General features: G+C 48.8%; 19 protein-coding genes. 12 read left to right on the forward strand and 7 right to left on the reverse strand.

Annotated features, from left to right (window positions below):
* The first annotated feature begins 254 nt into the window (after nucleotides 1-254).
* The 12 genes from B4E62_RS09185 to B4E62_RS09240 all read left to right on the forward strand — a co-directional run bounded on the left by B4E62_RS09185 (nucleotide 255) and on the right by B4E62_RS09240 (nucleotide 15,246).
* The gene (locus B4E62_RS09185) at nucleotides 255-3,710 is read left to right on the forward strand and encodes a glycosyl hydrolase (RefSeq protein WP_331351847.1); all 3,456 of its coding nucleotides are present in this window, start codon (nucleotides 255-257) and stop codon (nucleotides 3,708-3,710) included.
* Nucleotides 3,711-3,885: 175 nt separating this feature from the next.
* Complete coding sequence (locus B4E62_RS09190; protein WP_331351848.1) at nucleotides 3,886-4,770, forward strand: lysophospholipid acyltransferase family protein; 885 nt, start codon at nucleotides 3,886-3,888, stop codon at nucleotides 4,768-4,770.
* Nucleotides 4,771-4,879: 109 nt separating this feature from the next.
* On the forward strand, nucleotides 4,880-5,701 hold the full coding sequence (locus tag B4E62_RS09195; protein WP_310069037.1) for an ATP-dependent zinc protease: 822 nt from the start codon (nucleotides 4,880-4,882) through the stop codon (nucleotides 5,699-5,701).
* A 66-nt stretch (nucleotides 5,702-5,767) separates the two neighbouring features.
* Nucleotides 5,768-7,333, forward strand: coding sequence for an inactive transglutaminase family protein (locus B4E62_RS09200; protein WP_310069035.1), 1,566 nt, complete (start codon nucleotides 5,768-5,770; stop codon nucleotides 7,331-7,333).
* Nucleotides 7,333-8,343: an alpha-L-glutamate ligase-like protein gene (locus B4E62_RS09205; RefSeq protein WP_310069032.1), complete on the forward strand. Its 1,011-nt coding sequence runs from the start codon at nucleotides 7,333-7,335 to the stop codon at nucleotides 8,341-8,343. Before B4E62_RS09200 ends, B4E62_RS09205 begins: the two co-directional genes overlap by 1 nt.
* 677 nt (nucleotides 8,344-9,020) lie before the next feature.
* The gene (locus tag B4E62_RS09210) at nucleotides 9,021-10,280 is read left to right on the forward strand and encodes a DUF5924 family protein (RefSeq protein WP_331351849.1); all 1,260 of its coding nucleotides are present in this window, start codon (nucleotides 9,021-9,023) and stop codon (nucleotides 10,278-10,280) included.
* 90 nt (nucleotides 10,281-10,370) lie between these two features.
* Nucleotides 10,371-11,756, forward strand: a complete 1,386-nt coding sequence (locus B4E62_RS09215) for a glycosyltransferase family 4 protein (protein ID WP_331351850.1) — start codon at nucleotides 10,371-10,373, stop codon at nucleotides 11,754-11,756.
* A complete protein-coding gene (locus B4E62_RS09220) occupies nucleotides 11,743-12,456 on the forward strand; it encodes a class I SAM-dependent methyltransferase (protein ID WP_331351851.1) in 714 nt (237 codons plus the stop codon). Before B4E62_RS09215 ends, B4E62_RS09220 begins: the two co-directional genes overlap by 14 nt.
* Nucleotides 12,453-13,541 carry a prenyltransferase gene (locus B4E62_RS09225; protein ID WP_331351852.1) on the forward strand — a complete coding sequence of 363 codons (1,089 nt, stop codon included), beginning with the start codon at nucleotides 12,453-12,455 and terminating at the stop codon, nucleotides 13,539-13,541. Before B4E62_RS09220 ends, B4E62_RS09225 begins: the two co-directional genes overlap by 4 nt.
* A 56-nt stretch (nucleotides 13,542-13,597) precedes the next feature.
* The gene (locus B4E62_RS09230; protein ID WP_331351853.1) at nucleotides 13,598-14,323 is read left to right on the forward strand and encodes a 16S rRNA (uracil(1498)-N(3))-methyltransferase; all 726 of its coding nucleotides are present in this window, start codon (nucleotides 13,598-13,600) and stop codon (nucleotides 14,321-14,323) included.
* Nucleotides 14,324-14,333: 10 nt separating this feature from the next.
* Entirely contained in the window at nucleotides 14,334-14,795 is a 462-nt protein-coding gene (locus B4E62_RS09235; RefSeq protein WP_331351854.1) for a tRNA-uridine aminocarboxypropyltransferase, read from the forward strand.
* 196 nt (nucleotides 14,796-14,991) lie between these two features.
* Nucleotides 14,992-15,246: a hypothetical protein gene (locus B4E62_RS09240; protein WP_331351855.1), complete on the forward strand. Its 255-nt coding sequence runs from the start codon at nucleotides 14,992-14,994 to the stop codon at nucleotides 15,244-15,246.
* A gap of 147 nt (nucleotides 15,247-15,393) precedes the next feature.
* On the opposite strand, the gene B4E62_RS09245 is transcribed toward B4E62_RS09240, so the two are convergent.
* From B4E62_RS09245 to B4E62_RS09275, 7 genes are all read right to left on the reverse strand, one after another.
* The gene (locus B4E62_RS09245) at nucleotides 15,394-17,415 is read right to left on the reverse strand and encodes a DUF3732 domain-containing protein (RefSeq protein ID WP_331351856.1); all 2,022 of its coding nucleotides are present in this window, start codon (nucleotides 17,413-17,415) and stop codon (nucleotides 15,394-15,396) included.
* A complete protein-coding gene (locus tag B4E62_RS09250; protein WP_331351857.1) occupies nucleotides 17,412-17,876 on the reverse strand; it encodes a three component ABC system middle component in 465 nt (154 codons plus the stop codon). The genes B4E62_RS09245 and B4E62_RS09250 overlap by 4 nt, the downstream gene beginning before the upstream one ends.
* Complete coding sequence (locus B4E62_RS09255) at nucleotides 17,873-19,000, reverse strand: hypothetical protein (RefSeq protein ID WP_331351858.1); 1,128 nt, start codon at nucleotides 18,998-19,000, stop codon at nucleotides 17,873-17,875. Before B4E62_RS09255 ends, B4E62_RS09250 begins: the two co-directional genes overlap by 4 nt.
* A 9-nt stretch (nucleotides 19,001-19,009) precedes the next feature.
* Nucleotides 19,010-19,360 carry a hypothetical protein gene (locus B4E62_RS09260; RefSeq protein ID WP_331351859.1) on the reverse strand — a complete coding sequence of 117 codons (351 nt, stop codon included), beginning with the start codon at nucleotides 19,358-19,360 and terminating at the stop codon, nucleotides 19,010-19,012.
* Between the two features lie 95 nt (nucleotides 19,361-19,455).
* On the reverse strand, nucleotides 19,456-19,794 hold the full coding sequence (locus B4E62_RS09265) for an FKBP-type peptidyl-prolyl cis-trans isomerase (RefSeq protein ID WP_310069008.1): 339 nt from the start codon (nucleotides 19,792-19,794) through the stop codon (nucleotides 19,456-19,458).
* Between the two features lie 23 nt (nucleotides 19,795-19,817).
* Entirely contained in the window at nucleotides 19,818-20,303 is a 486-nt protein-coding gene (locus tag B4E62_RS09270; protein ID WP_310069006.1) for a chemotaxis protein CheW, read from the reverse strand.
* 82 nt (nucleotides 20,304-20,385) lie between these two features.
* Nucleotides 20,386-21,303 carry a chemotaxis protein CheB gene (locus B4E62_RS09275; protein ID WP_310069003.1) on the reverse strand — a complete coding sequence of 306 codons (918 nt, stop codon included), beginning with the start codon at nucleotides 21,301-21,303 and terminating at the stop codon, nucleotides 20,386-20,388.
* Nucleotides 21,304-21,307 lie beyond the last annotated feature (4 nt).

The following is a 21,307-nucleotide window of genomic DNA, read 5'->3' on the forward strand; positions in this document are numbered from 1 at the left end:
TCTTCCCGTAGCAGCTGTTACTTCTTGTAACCCTCGCATCCTTTTGATTTTGTTGACTTATTTTTTATGTTGGTGACCTTTGTGCGGGGTTGGATACCACCTTGCAGGCACTTGGCAAACTGGGACGACGCAGGTCATGGGGTGGTAGATCCTGTCGCTTAAGGGGTCTTTCCGGGCATGGGAATGCAGCGGTCTCGCAAGGCAGGTGACCCCTCTAATAATCAATAACAACATTTGTCTTTTGAGAGGTTCACATGAAAACCATCTTATCGGCCGCTGCTTTAATGCTGACGGCGACGCACTTATCGGCACAGGTACCCAATCCCCCACCCAGCACCACACCCACCAATAATCCGGTAGCTGTGGGCGCGGGTAGTTATCTCACCAATTGGGATGGGCGCATCGATGCGGCGATTCCTGACAACCGCGATGTGCAAGTGACCAAACACATCACCACTAATCTCGCTAACCAACCTATGCCCACCAATTCCTGGTGGAGTTCGATCCTCTGGGCGGGTGTAAATGACCCCTGGCAGGATTGGGGCACACGCGGGTCGCACAATGTCAGTTACGCCCACCCATTTGCGATCAAGCCAGAGCTGAATGGGGTGCGCCTTTATTCGCCGCGGCAGGAGGATTTTTGGGCGATAGATTATGCCTTTGTCGGCACTATGCCAGCGCCTGCGACCCAGTGGATCAATGGTGTCGAGCATCCGATGCATGAGACGGTGTACTTTAAAGAGTTGGATTTTGTGTTGGGCAATACGGCGGCGAGCGGCAACTTCAGCGCTAAAGTACACGACTACAGCGACTGGTTTGTCACCACGCGGATGGAGGCGGGCGCAGGTGCTATGGATCTGACCTTCGGTCACGGATCGCCCTATGTATTTGCCAACTACACCAACGGTAACCCCACCATCAGTTTTGCCAGTCACAGCACCGCACCGGTTGCGGCGAAAACCCCGGAAGTCTGGTCAGGCACCAGCAGTTCAGCGGTGATTGGATTTTCGGTGCAGGGTCGCAACTACGCGGCATTTGCACCGGCGGGCACCAGTTGGACCGGTTTGGGAACCTCCAAAATCACCGCCAATCTACCCGCGGGCAAAAAATACTTTTCGGTTGCCGCATTGCCCAGCCGCGCGGCACTCGCGCTGATGACCCAATATGCCTACAACCATGTCACTGGTTCGCAGGTAAGTTGGAACTACCGCGCGAGCGACAGTAAGTTGCTCAGCACCTATGCGGTCACAACCAACAATTACCCCGAATCGACCGGTACCGGCACCTTGATGGGGCTCTACCCTCATCAATGGCGCAAACTGGCCAGCGGCGCGACCCTTACCGGTGAAAGCTATTTCACCCCGCGCGGCAGTATGAAACTGGCGCAAGGCAGTTCATTTACCACGGCGATTACCTACCAAGGGGTGATTCCCGCCATGCCCGCGCTGACCGATACAGCCGATAAGACCCGTCTCTCCACGCTGGTAAACAACGTGCGCAACGAGACCTTTACCCATCGCGATACCTATTACACCGGCAAGCGTTTGGGCAAGGTGGCCTCGCTAATCCCGCTGGCACAGCAAACCGGCAATACCGCCGCTGCCACCCAGTTTAAAGATGAGCTTAAATGGCGCTTGGAGGGATGGTTAAAAGCCGATGTCATCGATGATTTGGAACCATCGCCGTTTGCCAAAAACCTGTTCTACTACAACAGCAACTGGGGCACCATGCTCGGTATTGATGGCAGCTTTGGCAGCCTGAAAGAGCTGAACGACCACCATTTCCACTACGGTTATTTTGTGCGTGCGGCGGCAGAATTGGCGCGTAACGACAAAAACTGGGCGCAACCCCAGCAGTTTGGCGGCATGATCGAGCTATTGATGCGCGACTACGGCAACTGGGAGCGTCCGCGCCATCCGGCCACCAGCGCCACCGGTAAAATGTTCCCCTTCCTGCGCAACTTCGACATCTATGCCGGTCACTCCTGGGCATCTGGCCATGCGCGCTTTGGTGCGGGCAACAACAATGAGTCATCATCCGAGGCGATGAATGCCTGGACCGCGATGATCCTTTGGGGAGAAGAGACGGGTAATACTGCGGTGCGCGATGCCGGTATCTTCCTCTACACCACCGAGATGACGGCGATCCAGGAATACTGGAACAACGTCTACGGCACCAACTATCACCCCACCTACACCAAGCCTATGGCGTCATTGGTCTGGGGTGGCAAAACTGACTATGCCACCTGGTTTAGTGGTCAGGCGGAAGCCATGCACGGCATCATTTTGTTGCCGATCCAGTCAGGCTCGCTCTATCTGGGCCAATTCCCGGACTACGCCAAAACCAATTTTGACTTTATGGCTAATGGCCGCACCATGTTTACCATGTGGGACGCGATTTTTTATGCCTACCAAGCGGTTTATGATCCGGTGACGGCACTGGCCAATTTCAATGCGAATGAAGGCCGGATGCGCAACTCAATTGCCGGGCCTGCCTGTGCAACTGAAGAGGGTAACTCACTAGCTAATACCTACGCCTGGATCAAAACCTTTCACCGTTTTGGGCGCATCGATAACCAGGTAGTCGCAACCAATCACGCCAGCTTTGCGGTATTCCGCACCGCTAATGAGCGCACCTACGTGGCCTACAACGCAAGCGCTACCGATGCCAAAAACGTGACCTTTAACGACGGCACCAGTTTGCTGGTCAGCCCGGGAGAACTGAAGGTTTATACCAGTGTGGTTGTGCCGGTATCGTCCAGCAGTGTGTCTAGCAGCAGTGCAGTAGTGCCCAGCACTAGCAGTTCGGTGCCTGGGACATCAGCTAGCAGTCGGTCGTCATCAAGCCACAGTACTCAGTCGTCCTGCAGTTCAGGCTTCTGTGGTCCATCGTCGGTTAGCTCTTCATCACGTAGCTCGTCATCCGTATCCAGCTCCTCCTCGTCAGTAGTGACTACGGGAGTGGTGCAAATGACCGCTTTGGCCAACGGCGGCATGCAGTTCAGTGTTCGTGTTAACGAGCGTAAGCAGCAAGTACATTTGTTTGCGCGTCGCAATGGCGGCCAGGACTTTGTGGTGATCGACCTGCAGGCGCAAGCTGGTGGTGAAGTAAATAATGGCGATGGAACCTACACCTACCAAGCTAGCCGCACCGGTGCTTATGTAGCGGGCGATTTGGTTGAGGCGCGCTTCTACACCTTCACTCCTGCTAGCGGCCAAATGTTCCTGCCGGGTCCAGGTGAAAATAGCTGGAGATCAGTGACCTATGGGGCAGCCGCATCCTCGTCGGCTCCATCGAGTATGTCCAGCTCGTCGATACTGCCCAGCAGTTCGTCAGTGCCGTCAAGTAGGTCGTCAGTACCGTCGAGTCTGTCCAGCTCTTCAGTGTCATCCAGCAGTTCGTCGGCATCGACTACCGGGTACACAGCGACAGCGGTAATGCCCAATGGTGCACCTGTGGCCTACACCACCACTGCGACCTATGTTAACGGCGGGGTAAAAATCACCTTTACGACCAGTGAAAATCTCAACTGGGCATGGTGCTTTACCCCTGGCTGGAACAACATGACCCGTGTTGTCGGAAACAGTTTTGAGGTCACTATCCCTAATGTGACTCCCGGTTCTGCTATCAACTACTACTTCACCGTAAATACAGCAACGCGCGGTGAAGCCAACAATAACAACCAGCCCCATCAGTGGACGGTTCAATAACCTTGTAGTGAATTGATCACCAGGGACTAGTGCGTCGACAGGAGGGATCTTGTGAATTACCAACCGGCACCTGCAAAGGTGCCGGTTTTTTACATTAAGGCACTGCTGGAATACTGTGTCCATCGCACTTTTCCGGTAAGCTGCGCGCACTTTTAGTTGTACTGGCGCAGGCTCCATGAAAGACCATCTGGCTCCCCTGATTTTTAAACTGCTCGCCTTGCTACCGCTTGGCATGTTGCGAGCGCTGGGTAGTGCCGTTGGTTTAATGATGTGGTTGCTTAATGGCCGCGCCGCCAAAGTAACGCGCGAGAATATCGCGCTCTGTTTTCCTGAATTATCTCCCGCTCAACAAACAACGCTCACCCGCCAAAGCTTGCAAGAAACCGCTAAAACGGCGATGGAAGCCGGTGCCATTTGGCGCAATTCCTGGGCGTGGTTGCAGGGCAAGATTGTGGCGCTGGAGGGCGATGAAATCCTCCGCGCAAAGCTTGCGGAAGGGAAGGGGGTGCTGGTGCTGGCGCCGCATCACGGCAATTGGGAAGTGGTTGCGCCTTATCTGGCCAGCGTCGCCAACCTGACTGCTATGTACCAGCCGCTCGATAATCCGAAAATGGACGAGCTGGTGTTGGCCGGGCGCAGCAAACTCAATATCACCATGGCACCCACCAATCGCAAAGGCGTGATGATGCTCTTCAAGGCACTGCAGAACGGCACTATTGTTGGCATCCTGCCCGACCAGGTACCGGGGCGCGATGCGGGCGGGGAGATAGCCCCCTTTTTTGGTCAGCCAGCGTTGACGATGACACTGGTGCATGGGTTGATCCAGCGAACTGGCTGCGCTGTTTGTTCCTGCTATGCCGAGCGTGTGGCGGGCGGTTTCAAGCTGGTGGTGATGGCGGCTGACGAACAGATTTACAGCGAAGAACAGTTCGCTTCGGTTACGGGTTTGAATGCCAGTGTGGCCGCCTGTGTGCGCCGCGCGCCTGCGCAGTACCAATGGGAATACAAGCGTTTCCGCCGATTGCCGGAACCTTATCCCAAGCGCTACCAGTTCAAATAGGCGGCTAAGGTTAAATCCAGCTGCAGTGGTGTCTTAGCGGGTTTCAGCGGCTACAATTAGCCCACTGTTTTTTTTAATAACTATTTTCCTGATATTTCTGGTTGTTGTGATGAATAAAAAATCTGTTTTGATGATGCGCCATCCCTTGCGCAATCTGGCGTTGGTGACACTGGCGATCACATCGCTCGGTGCCTGTACCCAGCAAAAAGCACAGCAGCAATTGCAGGCCGAGTTGAACGCCTCCAAAGCCTGTATCGCCAAGCAGGAGCTGCAGGCCCAGCAAGTCAGCGGGCAGCAGGTTGAAATCCTGCGTCAGCTGCAGGCAGTGCAACAACAACTGGTGGTGCAGCAACAGGCAATTGAAGCCAAACCGCAGATTATCGAGCGCGCTGCGCCGCAAGTAGCCTGCCCGCCAGTACCGGCGGCCAACAGCAAAAAAAATCAGGCGAAAGAACAACCGCAGACCGATAAACAAATCGTGGGCTTGCGCGAGCAGGCATTGATCGCGGGGTTGAATATAGTGATGCAAGCGCGCATCAGCACCAATGTTGCCAACTCGGTAGTAGACGCGCGCAATATCCAGATGTTTGAGCGCAACGGCGAAGAGTGGGTACGTTTCACGATTTACAATCCCGAGACCAAAGAGCCCCATGTCCTGGAGCGCAAGCGTCTGCGTTTCCAAACCGTGCAGACCGCCAACCCCACACCTGACCGCCGCCCGGTTGTTGAGATTCGCTTCACCATCGGCAAACTCACCCAGAAAGGTGAATTTATCCTCGCCGACCGCAGCACATCTGAATATCCCATCCTGATCGGCCGCAATTTACTGCGTGATGTGATGCTGGTGGATGTGAGCGGCAATAACCTCGCGCCGCTGGTGCGGGTCGATGACGCTGCCAGCAGTGCCAGCTCATCCGCCGCGAAAAAATAATGTATCAATACTAGCGCCGGCCATCCGCGCCGGCGTTGCAAGGCCCGCCTTTAAGGAAACCGATTCATGAAAAAACCTTCACGCGCCCCCTTTTACGCCGTTATCGGCCTGCTTGCGCTGGTCGGGCTGACCACTGCCTGGATGCGTCATCACCAGATGGAAATTCCCTTCACCCCCGGGGTGCAAAAACCCGTGTGGCTGATTGAGGCGCGCATCGATTTTGATGCGACCGGCGAGCCGGTTACCGCGCGTTTGGGTTTGCCCGATGATCCACCCGGCTATCGCAGCTTCAGTGAGCAGGCTGCCGCACCCGGTTACGGCTATTCAGTGGTGAGCGAAAACGGCGTGCGTCGCGGTGAATGGTCCAAGCGCGAAGCGGTAGGTCCGCAGACGATTTATTACAAAACCCAATTTATCGAAGTGGATTCAAGCCCTGCTGTGCCCGCGCCCTTTGAAGTGCCCAAAGCGGCCCACGTCGATTGGGACGGTTCCTCGCAGGAGACTGCTGCCCAGCAAGTGCTGGACACCGCCTACGCCAAGTCCAGCACCCCGCAAAGTCTGGCGCGTGAACTGATCAAACTGCTCAACTCAGACACCCTCGACCAAAACTCGGCGCTGCTGCTCTCAGCGCAAACCGAAAAATCGGCGCTGCTTGAAAAGCTGATTAACCAAGCCGGCATAGCCGCGCGTCCGGCGCTGGGTTTGTATCTGGAAGATGCCCGTCGCCACCAAAACCTGACCCGCCTGGTACAGGTGTACGACGGTGAAGACTGGGTGTTGTTCAATCCCTACACCGGCGAGCAGGGCGTACCTGAGAACCTGTTGCTCTGGCATACCGGCGGCGAATCGATTCTGGATGTGGCAGGCGGCAACCGTTCGCGCGTGAGTTTCTCGATGATCCACCAAACCGTACCGGCGCTGGATCTGATCAAGGCCCAATACAAAGACAGTGTGTTCAGCGTGCTCAGCATCCAGCACCTGCCAATTGAAGAGCAGAGCATGTTCAAGCTGTTGCTGCTGTTGCCGATCGGCGCGTTAGTCGTGGTGTTTATGCGCATCATCATAGGCCTTAAAACCTCGGGCACCTTTATGCCGATTTTAATCGCCATGGCCTTTTTGCAGACGTCATTGGTGTTGGGGGTGGTGAGTTTTGTATCGGTGGTTGCCATGGGGCTGGTGCTGCGCACCTATTTATCGCGGCTCAACCTACTACTGATTTCACGGATTGCGACGCTAGTGGTGCTGGTGATATTTATCATCTCGGCGCTCAGTTTGATCGGCTACCAGATGGGCTTTAATACCGGCATGACTATCACATTCTTCCCGATGATCATCATCGCCTGGACGATTGAGCGTATGTCGATCCTGTGGGAAGAAGAGGGTCCTAAAGAAGTGATGGTGCAGGGTGGTGGCAGTCTGTTGGTAGCGGTGCTCGCTTATACCCTGATGCAATTCTCGCTGGTCGGCCACCTGACCTTTAACTTCCCCGAGCTGAATCTGGTGGCGTTGGCGCTGATCATGTTGATGGGTCAATACACTGGCTACAAACTCTCCGAGCTGCGCCGTTTCCGCGCCATGGTGGATAACGCCAATACCGGCAAGCTGACTGATAGCAGCAAGGGAGCCGATTAATGAGTGCGCCATCAACACCTGTAGCGGCACCGGCGGGTATCAAGCGCTGGTGGAATTCCTGGGTTAGCCCCTGGCGCCTGAAGCGTATGGGCATCCTCGGCATGAACTGCCGCAATCACGACTTTATCGCCGCCTACAACCCGCGCAGTCTGTTTCCCTTGGTGGATAACAAGCTGAAAACCAAACTGTTGGCAGAAGAGTACGAAGTCGCCACCCCGAAGTTGTTTTTCGTGGTCAACGTCCAGCATGAAATTGCGACCATTGAAGACAAGCTGATGGCGCTCGATGCCTTTGCCGTCAAGCCCGCCAAGGGTTCAGGTGGTAAAGGGATTCTGGTGATCATCGGCCGTCGCGGCGACAAGTTCATTAAATCTTCGGGGGCGGAAATTACCATCGAAGATATCAAGCGCCATATGACCAACGCCCTCGCGGGTCTGTATTCATTGGGTGGCAAACCGGATGTGGTGATCGTCGAAGACCTGATCCAGTTCGATGACTACTTTAAGGATTACTCCTACGAGGGTGTACCGGACATCCGCATCATCATCTTCAAAGGCTATCCGGTGATGGCTATGCTGCGCCTCGCGACCCACAAGTCGGACGGTAAAGCTAACCTGCACCAGGGTGCTGTTGGTGTTGGTTTGGATATCTCCACTGGCCGTGCACTTAAAGCTGTGCAGCACTCCAAACCGGTCACCCATCACCCGGACACCAAGCGCGCGCTCGATGAAATCCAGATCGCCGATTGGCGCAACTGGCTGCTGCTGGCGTCCAAGTGCTATGAAATGACCGGCCTCGGCTATATCGGCACCGATCTGGTATTGGACAAAGTGCGCGGCGCGCAATTGCTAGAGCTCAACGCGCGCCCCGGTCTCGCAATTCAAGTTGCCAATGGCCGCGGTTTACTGCCGCGCCTGCGTCACGTTGAATCGCTCAAAGAACGCATGCACCGCACCGCTGAACAGCGGGTGGATTATGTAATGAAGACGTTTACGGCAGATGGTTTGTAATCTGGCGTAATTTTTTAATCAGCGGCGACTATCGCCCTAAACCTGACTGGAGTAGTAATTATGGCGACATCCGCTATTGTTGGGCCTGGCCTGTTAATGGGTACCTTTGCACTTATCATCCTCACCGGTGTTGTTCTCGCGCTGGTTGAAAAACGCCTGGAGCCAAAACGCGAGCATTGATATGCGTGGGTAAACAAGCGCAAGCGATAAATAAAAAACCGGGTCATTTTGAACCCGGTTTTTTTATGCGCGAATGAAATCCCGCCAAATAGAGTGCGCAGCACTTACACGAGTGGAATTTGCGCTGGATCAAATAGTATCGCGCGCGCGCGATTGTGACCCATCGCAATTGATCAAGATCAAAAGCACCGGATCATGAAACTAGCAATCTACTCCTGAAGGCTCTGTGCTTTTGTTAACTGTAGTGTCGTTAATAGATCAGTGCGATAACTGATGGAGAAATGATTATGTTGATTTCAGGTATTGTTGCAACTGCATCCCTAGTAGCAGTGTTGGTACTCTTGTTTGTCGGTGGTTTGGCGCTTGCGGCGGTGGATAAACACTTTGATGCGGGGCGCAAGCACTAACTTTTGCGATAGTTCACAGCCCGGCAGCGGTTAACCTATACACTGCAGTGACTTATTGGCTATTTTGTCGATAACAACGAGTGATAGTGAATGATGTTGTCGGTGCGTGCGAGAATTACAGCGCTAGTTGAGTGGCTATTTGCGTTTGCGCAGCGCTATCCGTTTGCGATAGCGCTGTTTGGTTTTGTCTCGGGTGTGCTCAGTTTTGTGATGGTCGAGCGCAATCAGGAATTCGCCCAGCTAATCGCCGCCATGATGCTGGTGAGCTGGCTGTGGCTAGCCTCGGAGGTGTTATTAAAGCAGGGCATTTTTCATTGGTTTGGCTTTAAGTTACCGCCCGCGTTGGTCAGTTTCGCTACGCAGATGGTGCATCAGGAAAGTTTATTTTTTGTTGTGCCCTTCTTTTTTATCACCACTGCATGGAACAGCGCGCAGATGACATTTACCGGGCTGTTAATGGTGGCCGCGCTCGTATCGATTATTGACCCCATTTATTACCGCTGGCTAGCGCAGCGCCGCTGGCTGTACTTTATCTTTCACGGTGTGACCTTATTTGCAGTATTACTGACTGCGTTGCCGATTATTTTTCAAATACCCACACCCAAAGCCTATCTTCTCGCCTTGCTTATATCGATCGCAATGACGCTGCCCAATGTTGTGAACTCGATGAAGATGGTGTGGTGGAAACGCTTCTTTTCCGCCTTATTCTTAATTGCTGCTGCAGGTTTATTCGGTTTATTGATGCGCCCCTGGGTTCCCCCGGCGACACTCTGGCTCACCGAGGTAGCCATTACCGATGAAATGAATACCGAAGAGCGCGTGCCGGTGCGCGTTTATAAAACGGTGTCGGCTGAGCAGTTGCGCCAGGGTATTTATGCTTATACAGCGATCCACGCTCCGCGCGGTTTAAATGAGACGATTTACCATGTCTGGACCCACAACGGCAAAGTCATCGATAAGGTAGCGTTGCATATCAGCGGCGCGCGCGAAGAGGGCTATCGTTCTTGGTCGCGCAAAGAAAACTTCCCCGAGAATTCAGTCGGGCGGTGGAATATCCGGGTGGTGACTGAAGCCAACCAATTGATTGGCATTCTGCGCTTTCGGGTTGTTACCGCCCCCGGTGTTGAGCAGCCTAGCAAGGAACCTACTACCGACCCTGTTGAGGCACCTGAAGTAGAGGCCAAGACAGAAGCCGGTACAGAAGTCGGTACAGAGTCCGGCACTGAGTTAAGCGCGGAAACCAGTGTGGATACAATCACCGAAACGAGTACAGAGACAAGTAAAGAGACCGATACGGAAACGACCAGTGAAGAACCTGTTATCCCGCCCGTATCTATGCCAAGCGAATAGCGCCAGCTGGAAAACTGCCCGGCAGTGCCGACAAACACCTGTCGGCAACAAACACCTATAATGCGCAAAACATTCAGGTGTCTGTTGTCCATGTCTTATTTCCCTGTCACCAATGAACAGCCCAATACTAATAGCTCGGCGCCGTCGGTAGCGCGTGTCGAAATTTCGGCGGCTAAACCACGCGCCTTGCGTATTGCATTATTGGGCTACCGCAGTCATCCACATGTGGGCGGGCAGGGGATTTACTTGCAGTATTTAAGCAAGGTGTTGGTGGAGTTGGGTCACAGCGTTGATGTCATTTCCGGCCCACCCTATCCTGAATTAGATCCACGTGTATGCTTGATCCAATTGCCAAGCCTCGATTTATACGCGCACCCGAATCCCACGCGCGCGCTGCGGCCAAAACATTTTCTGTCACTCGCGGATTTTTACGAGTGGTGGAGTAAATTGAGCGGTGCCTTTGGCGAGCCTTATTCGTTTGGCCGCCGGTTGCGTGCGTATTTTAAAAAACATAAACCGCAGTACGATATCGTCCACGACAACCAAAGCCTTTGTTATGGCTTGTTGGATTTGCAAAAACGCGGAGTGAATGTCATCGCCACTGTGCATCACCCGATTACCCAAGACCGCGATCTCGCACTCGCTGCCGCCACCGAAAAAGGCCAGCACTGGTTGATCAATCGCTGGTACAGTTTTTTGGCGATGCAAAAAACCGTGGTGCAGCAACTCAGCCATGTGATCACCGTATCGCAGCAATCGCAGCGCGATATCGCCGCCGCATTTGATCGCCCGGCGCAAAACATTCAGGTGATTCCCAACGGTGTGGATACCAGTATTTTTAAACCGCTCGACAATATTTCGCGCACACCATTTCGTTTAATTACCACCGCCTCATCGGATCAACCCTTAAAAGGCTTGAGTGTACTTTTGCGTGCGCTGGCACAATTGCGCAGTGAATTTCCCGAGCTGCATTTAATCGTGATCGGAAAATTAAAAGAAAATGGTGAAACACAAAAGGAGTTGCAGACGCTAAATTTGCAAGACGTAGTGCAATTTAAATCTGGTATCAGTAATCAACAACTAGTCGAAGAATATGCGCAGGCGAGTATCGCTATAGTACCTTCACTCTATGAAGGTTTTGGTTTGCCCGCTGCCGAAGCCATGGCTTGTGCAGTGCCACTCATTTGCAGCGACGGCGGTGCACTGCCAGAAGTGGTGGGAGATGCTGCGCGTTTGGTGCGCGCCGGCAATGTGGATGAATTACAAAACGCGCTACGCGAATTATTAATCGACGAAAATGCACGCGAACATTTAGGTTCACAGGGTCGTGCGCATATACTGCAACAATTGAGTTGGGATTGCGTCGGCAAAAAAATGGAGGCTTATTACCACCATATGTTGCAGCAACTAGCACAGGGTGACGCAGTAGAAGACCGAAAATTATCGCGCGAGCAGATACAAAATGCTTACGATTAATTTTCACGATTTTCCGCTCAATGACGGCGATCTGGTGTTGGATCTGGGCTGCGGCGAAGGCCGTCATGTGATCAATGCCTACTTGCACGGCGATGTCACCGCCATCGGCGTCGATTTAAACCACCGCGATCTACTCACCAGCCGCGAACGTTTTTTACCTTTTGCACAAGCTTCAGGTAATAAACAATTTTATCTGCAACAAGCCGATGCAACCCAATTGCCCTTTGCCGACCACAGCGTCGATAAAATTATTTGCAGCGAAGTACTGGAACATATTCCCGACTATCAAGGCGTGCTTGCTGAAATCGAACGCATCTTAAAACCTGGCGGCCTGCTGGCTGTTACTGTGCCGCGCGCTTGGCCAGAAAAAATTTGTTGGTGGTTAAGCCGCGAGTACCATCAAGTTGAAGGTGGCCATATCCGTATTTTTAATGGCGCACATCTGCGTCGCGAAATAGAAAAACAATCGTTTCAATTTTACAAACGCCACTGGGCGCATGCACTGCATTCACCCTTTTGGTGGCTAAAATGCCTCTGGTGGAAAACCCAGGATACCAATCCGCTGATCAAAAGCTATCATCGTTTATTAGTCTGGGATTTAATGAAAAAACCCTGGCTAACACAAACGCTGGAAAAATGGCTAAATCCGATTATGGGAAAAAGTGTGGTGATGTATTTCAGGAAAGAGAATTCACAATGAAGAATTTATTGCTCACTAAAGGATTTTTCCCCGAGTCGCTCCTGCGTCCGACGGTCAATTATATTTTGCAAACCCAATTACCCAACGGTTGCATCCCATGGTTTACCGGCGGCAAGGCTGATCCTTGGGATCATATCGAAGCCGCTATGGGTTTAACCATTGGTGGTGAACTCGCCGCCGCGCGCCGCGCCTATCAATGGCTTGCACAAGAACAGCTTGAAGATGGCAGTTGGTGGGCAAATTATCTCGGTGACGAAGCAGTCGATAAAGATCATCGCGAAACCAATTTTATTGCTTATATCGCCACTGGCATTTGGCATTATTACTTGGTGACGGAAGATCTAAATGTTCTGCGCGAATTTTTCCCGTCCGTAAAAAAAGCGATTGAATTTGTCTTGCGCTACCAGGCACCGACGGGCGAAATCTATTGGGCAGTTGCTGAAGATGGCAGCGCAAAAAAAGATGCGTTGGTAACAGCGTCCAGCTCAATTTATAAAAGCCTTGAATGCGCAATTTTAATCGCGCAGACGCTGGGCGAAGATTCGGCGCATTGGTATAAAGCCTATCAACATCTCGGAAATACATTGCGTCATCATCCTGAATGTTTTGACCGCACCTGGGAACCCAAAACCCGTTTTTCTATGGATTGGTTCTATCCTATTCTTACCGGAATTGCGCAGGGCAAATCCGCGCAGCAACGCATCGACAGTAAATGGCATACCTTTGTTGAACCCAATATCGGCTGCCGCTGCGTAAGCGATGAACCCTGGGTAACAGTTGCAGAGTCCTGTGAATTAACACTCGCATTATTAGCAGCAGGCGAACACGCCAAAGCGGTAAATTTATTTAGTTGGTTATTCCAATTTATGGACGCAGATGGTGGCTACTGGACCGGCTACAATTTCCGCGATGACGTAATCTGGCCACGCGAAAAAACTACCTGGACTACCGGCGCAATTTTATTAGCGGCCGATGCCCTAACCGAACACACAGGCGCGTCGCGTCTATTTATTCAATCTGCATTAATAGCGGAATCTGCGGTGGATGATACAGACCAATCACTGCATGCCAAAACCGAACATTGATTTTTGCGCAGTTGATCTTCTACGCAACCAATTGATCTTTTAAGAAACTAGCGACTATGCGAATCCCACGAATTTTTACCGAACAAAATTTGCTGAGCGGCGAACAGATCGAACTGGAAGAATCCGCCTCGCACCATTTAAGCAAAGTGCTGCGCATGCAAGCCGGACGCGAATTGATTCTATTCAACGGCGCCGGTGGCGAATTCGCTGCGACTATCCATGAAGTGAATAAAAAACATGTGATCGTCAGTGTGCAAGAACACACAGTGGATAATCGCGAATCGCCACTGGAATTGGAACTCGCCATCGGCATTTCGCGCGGAGAACGGTTTGAGTGGGTGCTGCAAAAAGCCACTGAACTCGGCGTCACCAAAATTACGCCGTTAATAACCGAACGCACTGAAGTGAAAGTGAATGGCGACCGTCAGGAAAAAATGCACGACCGCTGGCAGCACATCCTCGTTAGCGCCTGCGAACAATGCCAACGCAATTTGCTTCCACAATTATCCGCTCCCATCCAAATTTCCGATTGGCTCCCGCACGTTAATTCTGATTTGCGTTTCGTCTTACATCACCGCGACAGCCAGCGTTTACCCGCCGATAAAACGCCCGTCAGCGTCACCCTGTTAATCGGCCCCGAGGGCGGATTAAGCGAACGCGAAATCGCCCACGCATTAGAGCAGGATTTTAAAGCGCTGACTTTAGGCCCGAGAGTATTACGAACGGAGACGGCACCGGTAGCGGCGATCAGTCTGGTGCAGTATTTGTGGGGGGATTTTTAACACATAGAGAATGAAAATATTTTTACTTACTCATGAACGCGAACTGTCGCGCCCCTCCAATACGGGCGTGTTGGCACAAAGCATCGCGCCGGAAATAGTAGAGCGAATCATTTGGGCGAGAAATACACCTAACCCTGCTTTGTTGAGTGCAATCAACAATAAAAATACCGTATTACTTTATCCTACAGACGATACCGACGCTGAACCGATTGAGTCGTTTGAAAATATCATTTTGCTGGATGCCACTTGGCAAGAAGCACGCAAAATATTTAACAAAAGCCCTTATTTAAAAAGCTTACCTAGAACTCATATTAAACCCCGACAAATTTCCCAGTATCAACTTAGGCGCAATCAACCGGAGGGAGGTTTGTGTACGGCTGAGTGTGTGGTGGAAATACTAATTGCAAAAAATCACCTTGATATTGCTGAGCGTTTAGACGCTGCATTTATGCTTTTTAATTCGAAGCTATAGCTCTGTCCTAAGCATTCCGGATGCTGAATTAACACTAATTAAGTGTCCAGCCAAACATACAGGCGCAGCAAAGCCAAATTAAGATGGTACTTCCGGTGAAATACCCCCAGCAGCAACTGGATCTCACTGTACAAAGTTTAAAGCGGGTACGTTGATTAACCTTAGATACATGCTTTTTAACAATGAGGTATTTGATATGTCTAATGAATTGAAATTTGAATATGAAGGCATGGAGGTTAGCATCACTTACGATCCATCAACCAACAAAGTTAAGCGCACCGTTACCGAATCCGGTACGGAAATTCATAGCGATGAATTAACGTTTGATAAATCGTTGGTTGCGAGCTTCGATGTAATGAGTGCGGAAGAGCAAGCAAAAATAGTTACTGCATGGGGTTCGGCAGGAATTAAAACGAGAATAGAAGAGGGGCAGCTTGGTTCGAAGAAATAATATGAACGTCTTTGGCTAAGAATAGTTATCCATTGCTATCCAAAATTCCTTAAGCAGCTAAGCGATCTAGACTTGAACAAGAGGCTACCCAAACCCCTCGTTCAAATTTTTTTAATTATTTCAGGTAAATAGATTCATTATTAATCTTTATTCTTGCCAAGAAGGTACTGGTTCAATTAATCCACGCGTTCTCCATCTATTGCCATAAACCAGAGATTCGAAGTCGGTACCATCGGATAACGTCAAATTATCAGTATGATCAGTAACAATAATTTGCGGAGAAAAACCATAATTTTCTTGTGTTTCAGTGCAGTAAATTGATAGTTGACTGAACAGGTTTTCCACTGCCTCCATATCGTCATCAGTTTGATAATCCTCCCCATCACGATGTTCGAGTTTATTAATTAATTCTTTGTTGAATTGCTCAGACTTGTCGAGCTTAAAACTTGGAAAATAGACTTGAGTAGGTTGATCTAAAAATAGTATCGACGGGATTGCGCACTGCTCACCTAATGAAGCGAAATATTTATGCAAAGCAAGAAACAATGTTACATGACAATAAAGCCAATTGGCGCCACTACCCATTGACCTTAAAAATATTTTTTCATCTTTAGGTGTTAAGTGATAAAGATCAAAATTTTCAAATGAAAAATGCAAATTAATAGGTTTATAACTCGACTCAAACTCAAAATGTTTTCCTATTTCAACCATAAAACCATTTACTGTCTCATCGGCTATACGCATTCCATCTTGATAATTATAGTTATTAAGCTTAGCCATTACGTCTTTTAGCTCAGATTTGGTTTTTTCAAGTCTTCGCTCGACATCTGAGTCGTCAGCCAAACTTAATGAATCTATTAGAACATCTAACTTAGCCTTAGATTGCAAAATAAGTTCATAAAGGCTCTTCTTTTCTGCCATTTGCTTTTCAATCTGCTCAAGTTCATTTGCTTGTGACTTTATTTTTGAAATTTCTTCGCTCAATTCATTAGTGTCATGTTTTATTTTTGCTAGTTCTAAGTCGAATTTAGCTCGCATCGGTTTGGCTTGAATCAAGTTGTTTGAAAGTTTAAAAATGGCTTGCTGAAGCTGTTGCGCACTTTCTTGTAGTTGTTCATGTTCAGTGTGACAAAAGGGGCAGACAGATTTAGCAACATTAACGGTTCCGTCTTGATTAAAGCCTATACCGTTAGTAACGAAGCGCTCCTCTTCCTCAATGTGTCGATAAATTGAACCGGACTGGCGTTGTAATTTTCTGAGTTGCGCAGTCTTGGCTGCTAACTCTCTCTGCAGTGATATATGTCGTTGCACCGCTATGCCAGAAAGAGGTTCTATATTTTCAGGCCTAATGACACTGTTTAACCTCTCTTTAGCATTTTGTGGGTGTAGGAAAATATCTCCTAAAGAAACGGGATCATGTTCAAAACCCATTACTGAATATAATTGCCGAAGGACAGGTTCTATTTTTTGCTTTTGATTATTTGCTAGTTTTACATTAGCTTCCTGTTCTTTTTTAATACGGCTTAACTCGAAAGTTAACGATTCTTTTTCTTGAGATAATAAGAAAAATTCTTGATCTACTAACCCTAAAAAAATCTTACTATGATCTATTGCTTGATCTCGCTTTGCCTTTTCATCAAATCTATAAAATAGTGCATGTTTATTTGCCACTAGGTTTTGGTGTTGCAACATAAAAGATGCAAAACTACGAATAGATGGAGTAGGAGATTTCGCATTGTTTTTACGATTTTCTCTTACGAACAAAGACTCATCAACATCATCAATATCTAAAAATAAGTCTCTAACTATTTTTAGATAATCTTTCAATGGCCTAAAATGTGTTGAGATAAAATATTCTGTATTTATTTTTTCAGGTGAATATTTTTCTTCTCGTCGAAAGAAAGCTTTTCCATTATCCGGCAACCGGCCAAGTACAATATGCTGTCCATTAACATTAATATACACGTAATAAATGGCTGCGCTGTCTGTTATTACACCTTTTGGTACTGTGTATTCGCTGCTCCCAAAGCAATAATCAAAAATCTCTATCAACGCACTTTTTCCAGTTGAAGATTTTCCCGTAACAACATTTAATCCTTTCTTGAATTTAACGGGGTGCGTTTTGCCTATTTTGTCGATTACTCCTAATTCATGGATAAATGTTTTCATCGCGGTTTTACCCCTAGCATTGCATAAATTTCCGTTACGGAAAGATTGCTAAAAATCCTTCCTAAATTTGAAGCACATTTTTGATTTATAAATTTTTTATTGGTGGATTTATTAAATGATACATTTAATGACTTTGGGTCTATATTTAGCCAATCATTAACTAAGCAATACTGTAAACTCTGATCAGTCAATCCTCTAAAATTATCTAACCTTTCTTGCATGTCGTATAACATGGCTTTATCAGAAAAAATAGTCCAAATCGTACTTCCTCCAATGCCTCCTAATCTGGCTCGTTCAATTTTTCCGTTAAATAAATGATGGCTACATAAAGGAATAACTAATTGAGACAATAATATATTTTCATCTACACCTATGAGTTCCGAATAAAAAGACGACAAAAATTCTCCATACTTAAATGGATTATATTTTGTTAAGTACAGTGCATCAACTAGGCTATTCATGGCTCAACCTTCCAACGTAGGTCTTGTTCTTCTGTATCCATTGCATCATGGATAAGTCCATTTTTGTATTCAATAGGAGGAATATCTGATTCAATATTTAAAGGTATTTCATTAATAATTTGATTATAAAATAATTTTGAATCTCTAACTGGATGGGTACAACTAAGTTTTGCTGTGGAATGACTTAACTTAAACCTTTTAATTAATTTCTTTTGGTATTCGTCTGTTTTTTTTCTAAATAGTGGATATTCATCTAATTCCTTATTCAATGAATTATTGAGTTCCAACCAATTCCCAATTGCATCTGGAATAACATCGTGATGATCGATTTCAACTATCTTTTTTACAAATAATGAGTCCTGATAGGTAGATATCTGTTCTTTTGTTGCTTCATAGCCTTCAAATGTTGGAAATGTGTACTCTTTTTTACAATACGTAGAAGTTAGTTCTTCGCATTTGGCTGCGAACTGCTCCTTTTTAACTTCCCATGCATGTGAATGTGCTTCGTCATATACGAAGCCCACAAGTCCTTGTAAATAAGCTTCTTTGTTACTATTAGGTATTCCAATTGGGTTAGAGAGAAGTTTATCTCGAAGAGCTTTTTCATCATCAGACTCAGTGAATAGCACGACCTTAGCTAGAACAGATTTCAAATGGATTGGATCTGCCTCCATTACAAATTTTTGAAGTACCACAATAGGCTTTGGTTTTTCAGCCGTTAAATCTTCTTGTGTTCTAGTAGCGAAGATAGCATTTAATATGTTGAATCTTTCTTCTGCGTCTTGTTGATTCCAATTTTTTAAAGTACTAGTTGAACCAAATTTTTGAGTAGTGTGGAGAACTAGCGCACTATAAAGATGATGCTGAAATTCTGGGGCCAGCCAGTTCTTGAGTGTGTTCCATAAGTTCTCATGATGATCACCCAAAGAGTCAGAATAGTTTTTCACTTCAACCTGTTTAGATTCTTCCATCGAATCACAAAGTAAACTGACGTCACCATCTCGCTCGAACCAAATGGACTGACCTTCTTTTAAGGAGAAACATTGATCCAAACCAATTAGCACTTGATAATGAAATGCAAGAGCTGTTTTCAATGCAGAGTTTTTTGTTTGCCCATTACTCATGTTCGCTCCTTACCGGGCGCCTTTAAGTTGTGAATTGAGAGTTTTTGCATAATATTTAATTACACTATTTGTATTGCCCATTAGTAGTTTCAGTGTCTGGAAAAACTTATACGGTGCTTTCAACTCTTTTCCATCCAAAGAAATTAAGTTGTGGCCAAAGTTTTTTACAATGAGTGTTAATTTGATATTTTTTGAAGAATAAAAAATGAGTCTGGCGACATTAACTGCTTTTAAGAAAATAGCTGACAGCAACCAGCTATTGAGTTTAGCCAGTGAGATGAGTTTGGGATTGGTTTCGCGCAATTCGTTAACCACAGTCTTCCCATCATGGGTATTGGCTAACACCCTGTCATTATTCATATGTATTTCCTATCTCCATCCAATGGCACAAGTTTCTACTATAGCCAAGGATTTGAAAAATACACTTCATTACAGGGGATTTGGGGCGGTGAGGGTTAATCGTCCCTTGTCAGAACTTCCAGTAATTCGATTTCAAATACCAGATTCGAATTGGGTTTTATCAGCGCGCCGATTTGGCGTTCGCCGTAAGCTAAATGTGCGGGAACTTGCAGTTTGCGTTTGCCGCCGACTTGCATGCCGATCAGGCCTTGATCCCAGCCTTTGATCACGCGGCCGGTGCCGATAACGCATTGGAAAGGTTTGTTTTTGCGGAGGGAGGAATCGAATTCGGTGCCGTCTTCGAGCCAGCCGGTGTAGTGGGTGGTGATGAGGGCGCCTTTGACGACGGTTTTGCCGTCGCCAATCTGCAGGTCTTCAATGATGAGTTCGTTCATAGCTGGGGGGATTGCGCGGACAATTAATTATCGAGGTGCAGATAATCCAAAAACGCGCGCTCCATTGCTTCTACGTGAGGGATAACCGCTTCTTCGCCCGCCCATGAGACGTGCATAAGTTCGAAGGGTTTATTGTCGGCGTCTTCGCGTTCGGTAATTTCTTCTTCGGTGACGCGCGCCAAACGCGGCAGGCCTTGGGTGAGAATCGCGATAAAGGGGAGCGACTCATTGACACCGGTGGTGTTGAGTACTGCAAAACGCGAGCGCGAGGCGACGCCGGGTTTGTCTTCACCGTTCATCACTTCAAATGAAAGCAACGGAATGGTTTGCTCGCGCCAGCTGCAGTTGCCGAGATACCAGGCAGGTGCATCTTCCACGGGAATCACTTGCGAGACGGGCACAATTTCCGCCACGGTCACGTTGGGTGCGAGTAGCAAACGCCCCTGGATCGGAATGAGCAGGCTGGCGACTTCTTGTACTTTTTTCTCGATGCGCTGGGGTGCTCTCATGAAAATCTGATCCTGTCGGTTCTCGTTGTACTTATTAAAGATGTACTTATCGAATTTGTACTTGGCACTTATCTAACTGGTGTTAGCGTTTCAACTGTGCCAGTGAACGCGCCAAATATTCAGGCGTGCCATTGAGGCTGACACAGCCGGTAGCAAGGGCGGAGACGGGCATGGAATCGCTGGTGCAATCATCGGGTGATTGTGCCCAGGCCTTACCGCCTACTTGTTTGATAAGTCGGCAACTTGCCGCGCCATCATCACCCATGCCGGTAAAAATAATCAAGCCGCAGCGCTCGCGGTAAATACGCGCGGCATTGGCGGCAATCTGGTCAATCGAAGGCGCGTAACTGCCTTTCCACGACTGGCCGTAATTCACGACTAATGTACCGTTTTCCAGAATCTCAACTGGATCGCGCGCGGTTACCAGCGTCAGGCTGTTGGCCTCTAACACTATGCCCTGGGTGGCGACCATGGCCGGATAGCTACCGGCGTTGCTCATCATGCGGTTGAGCGTTGCTGCCTGATTGGCATCTATGTGTTGTACATACAAAAACGCGATACCCAGATTGGCGGGCAATTGCGCCAGAAACCGCTTTACCGCCGCCGGACCACCGGTGGAGGCGGCTAATACCCAGAGTTCGCTGGCGGGATTGGCCTGCTGCAAGTTGATATCGCCACGCAACCGCTGCAAACGTAAACCGGTGCGCCGCAACCAGGCGCTGTGATCTTCGCTGCCTGGCGCAAATTCGCTGCTATCGCTGAGGATAATCGGCACCCGGCTTTGCGCGAATAACTGTTCTAACAAATGTTGCTCGTCGCAATAATCTTCTGCGACATCCACTACCCAAGCATCCAGCGGCTGCTCCAGTAACTGTTGGTTGGCTGCTTCGCGCGCCGACAGCAACAGGTGACCACTTACTTTGTGACCCGACTGGGTAATCAGTTGGGTCAGCGCCTGCTGCTTGTGGGCACTATCGACCAGTATTCCCAGTTGCAGCATGGGG

The organism is Cellvibrio sp. UBA7671 (assembly GCA_002483145.1).
Lineage (GTDB): Bacteria > Pseudomonadota > Gammaproteobacteria > Pseudomonadales > Cellvibrionaceae > Cellvibrio > Cellvibrio fibrivorans.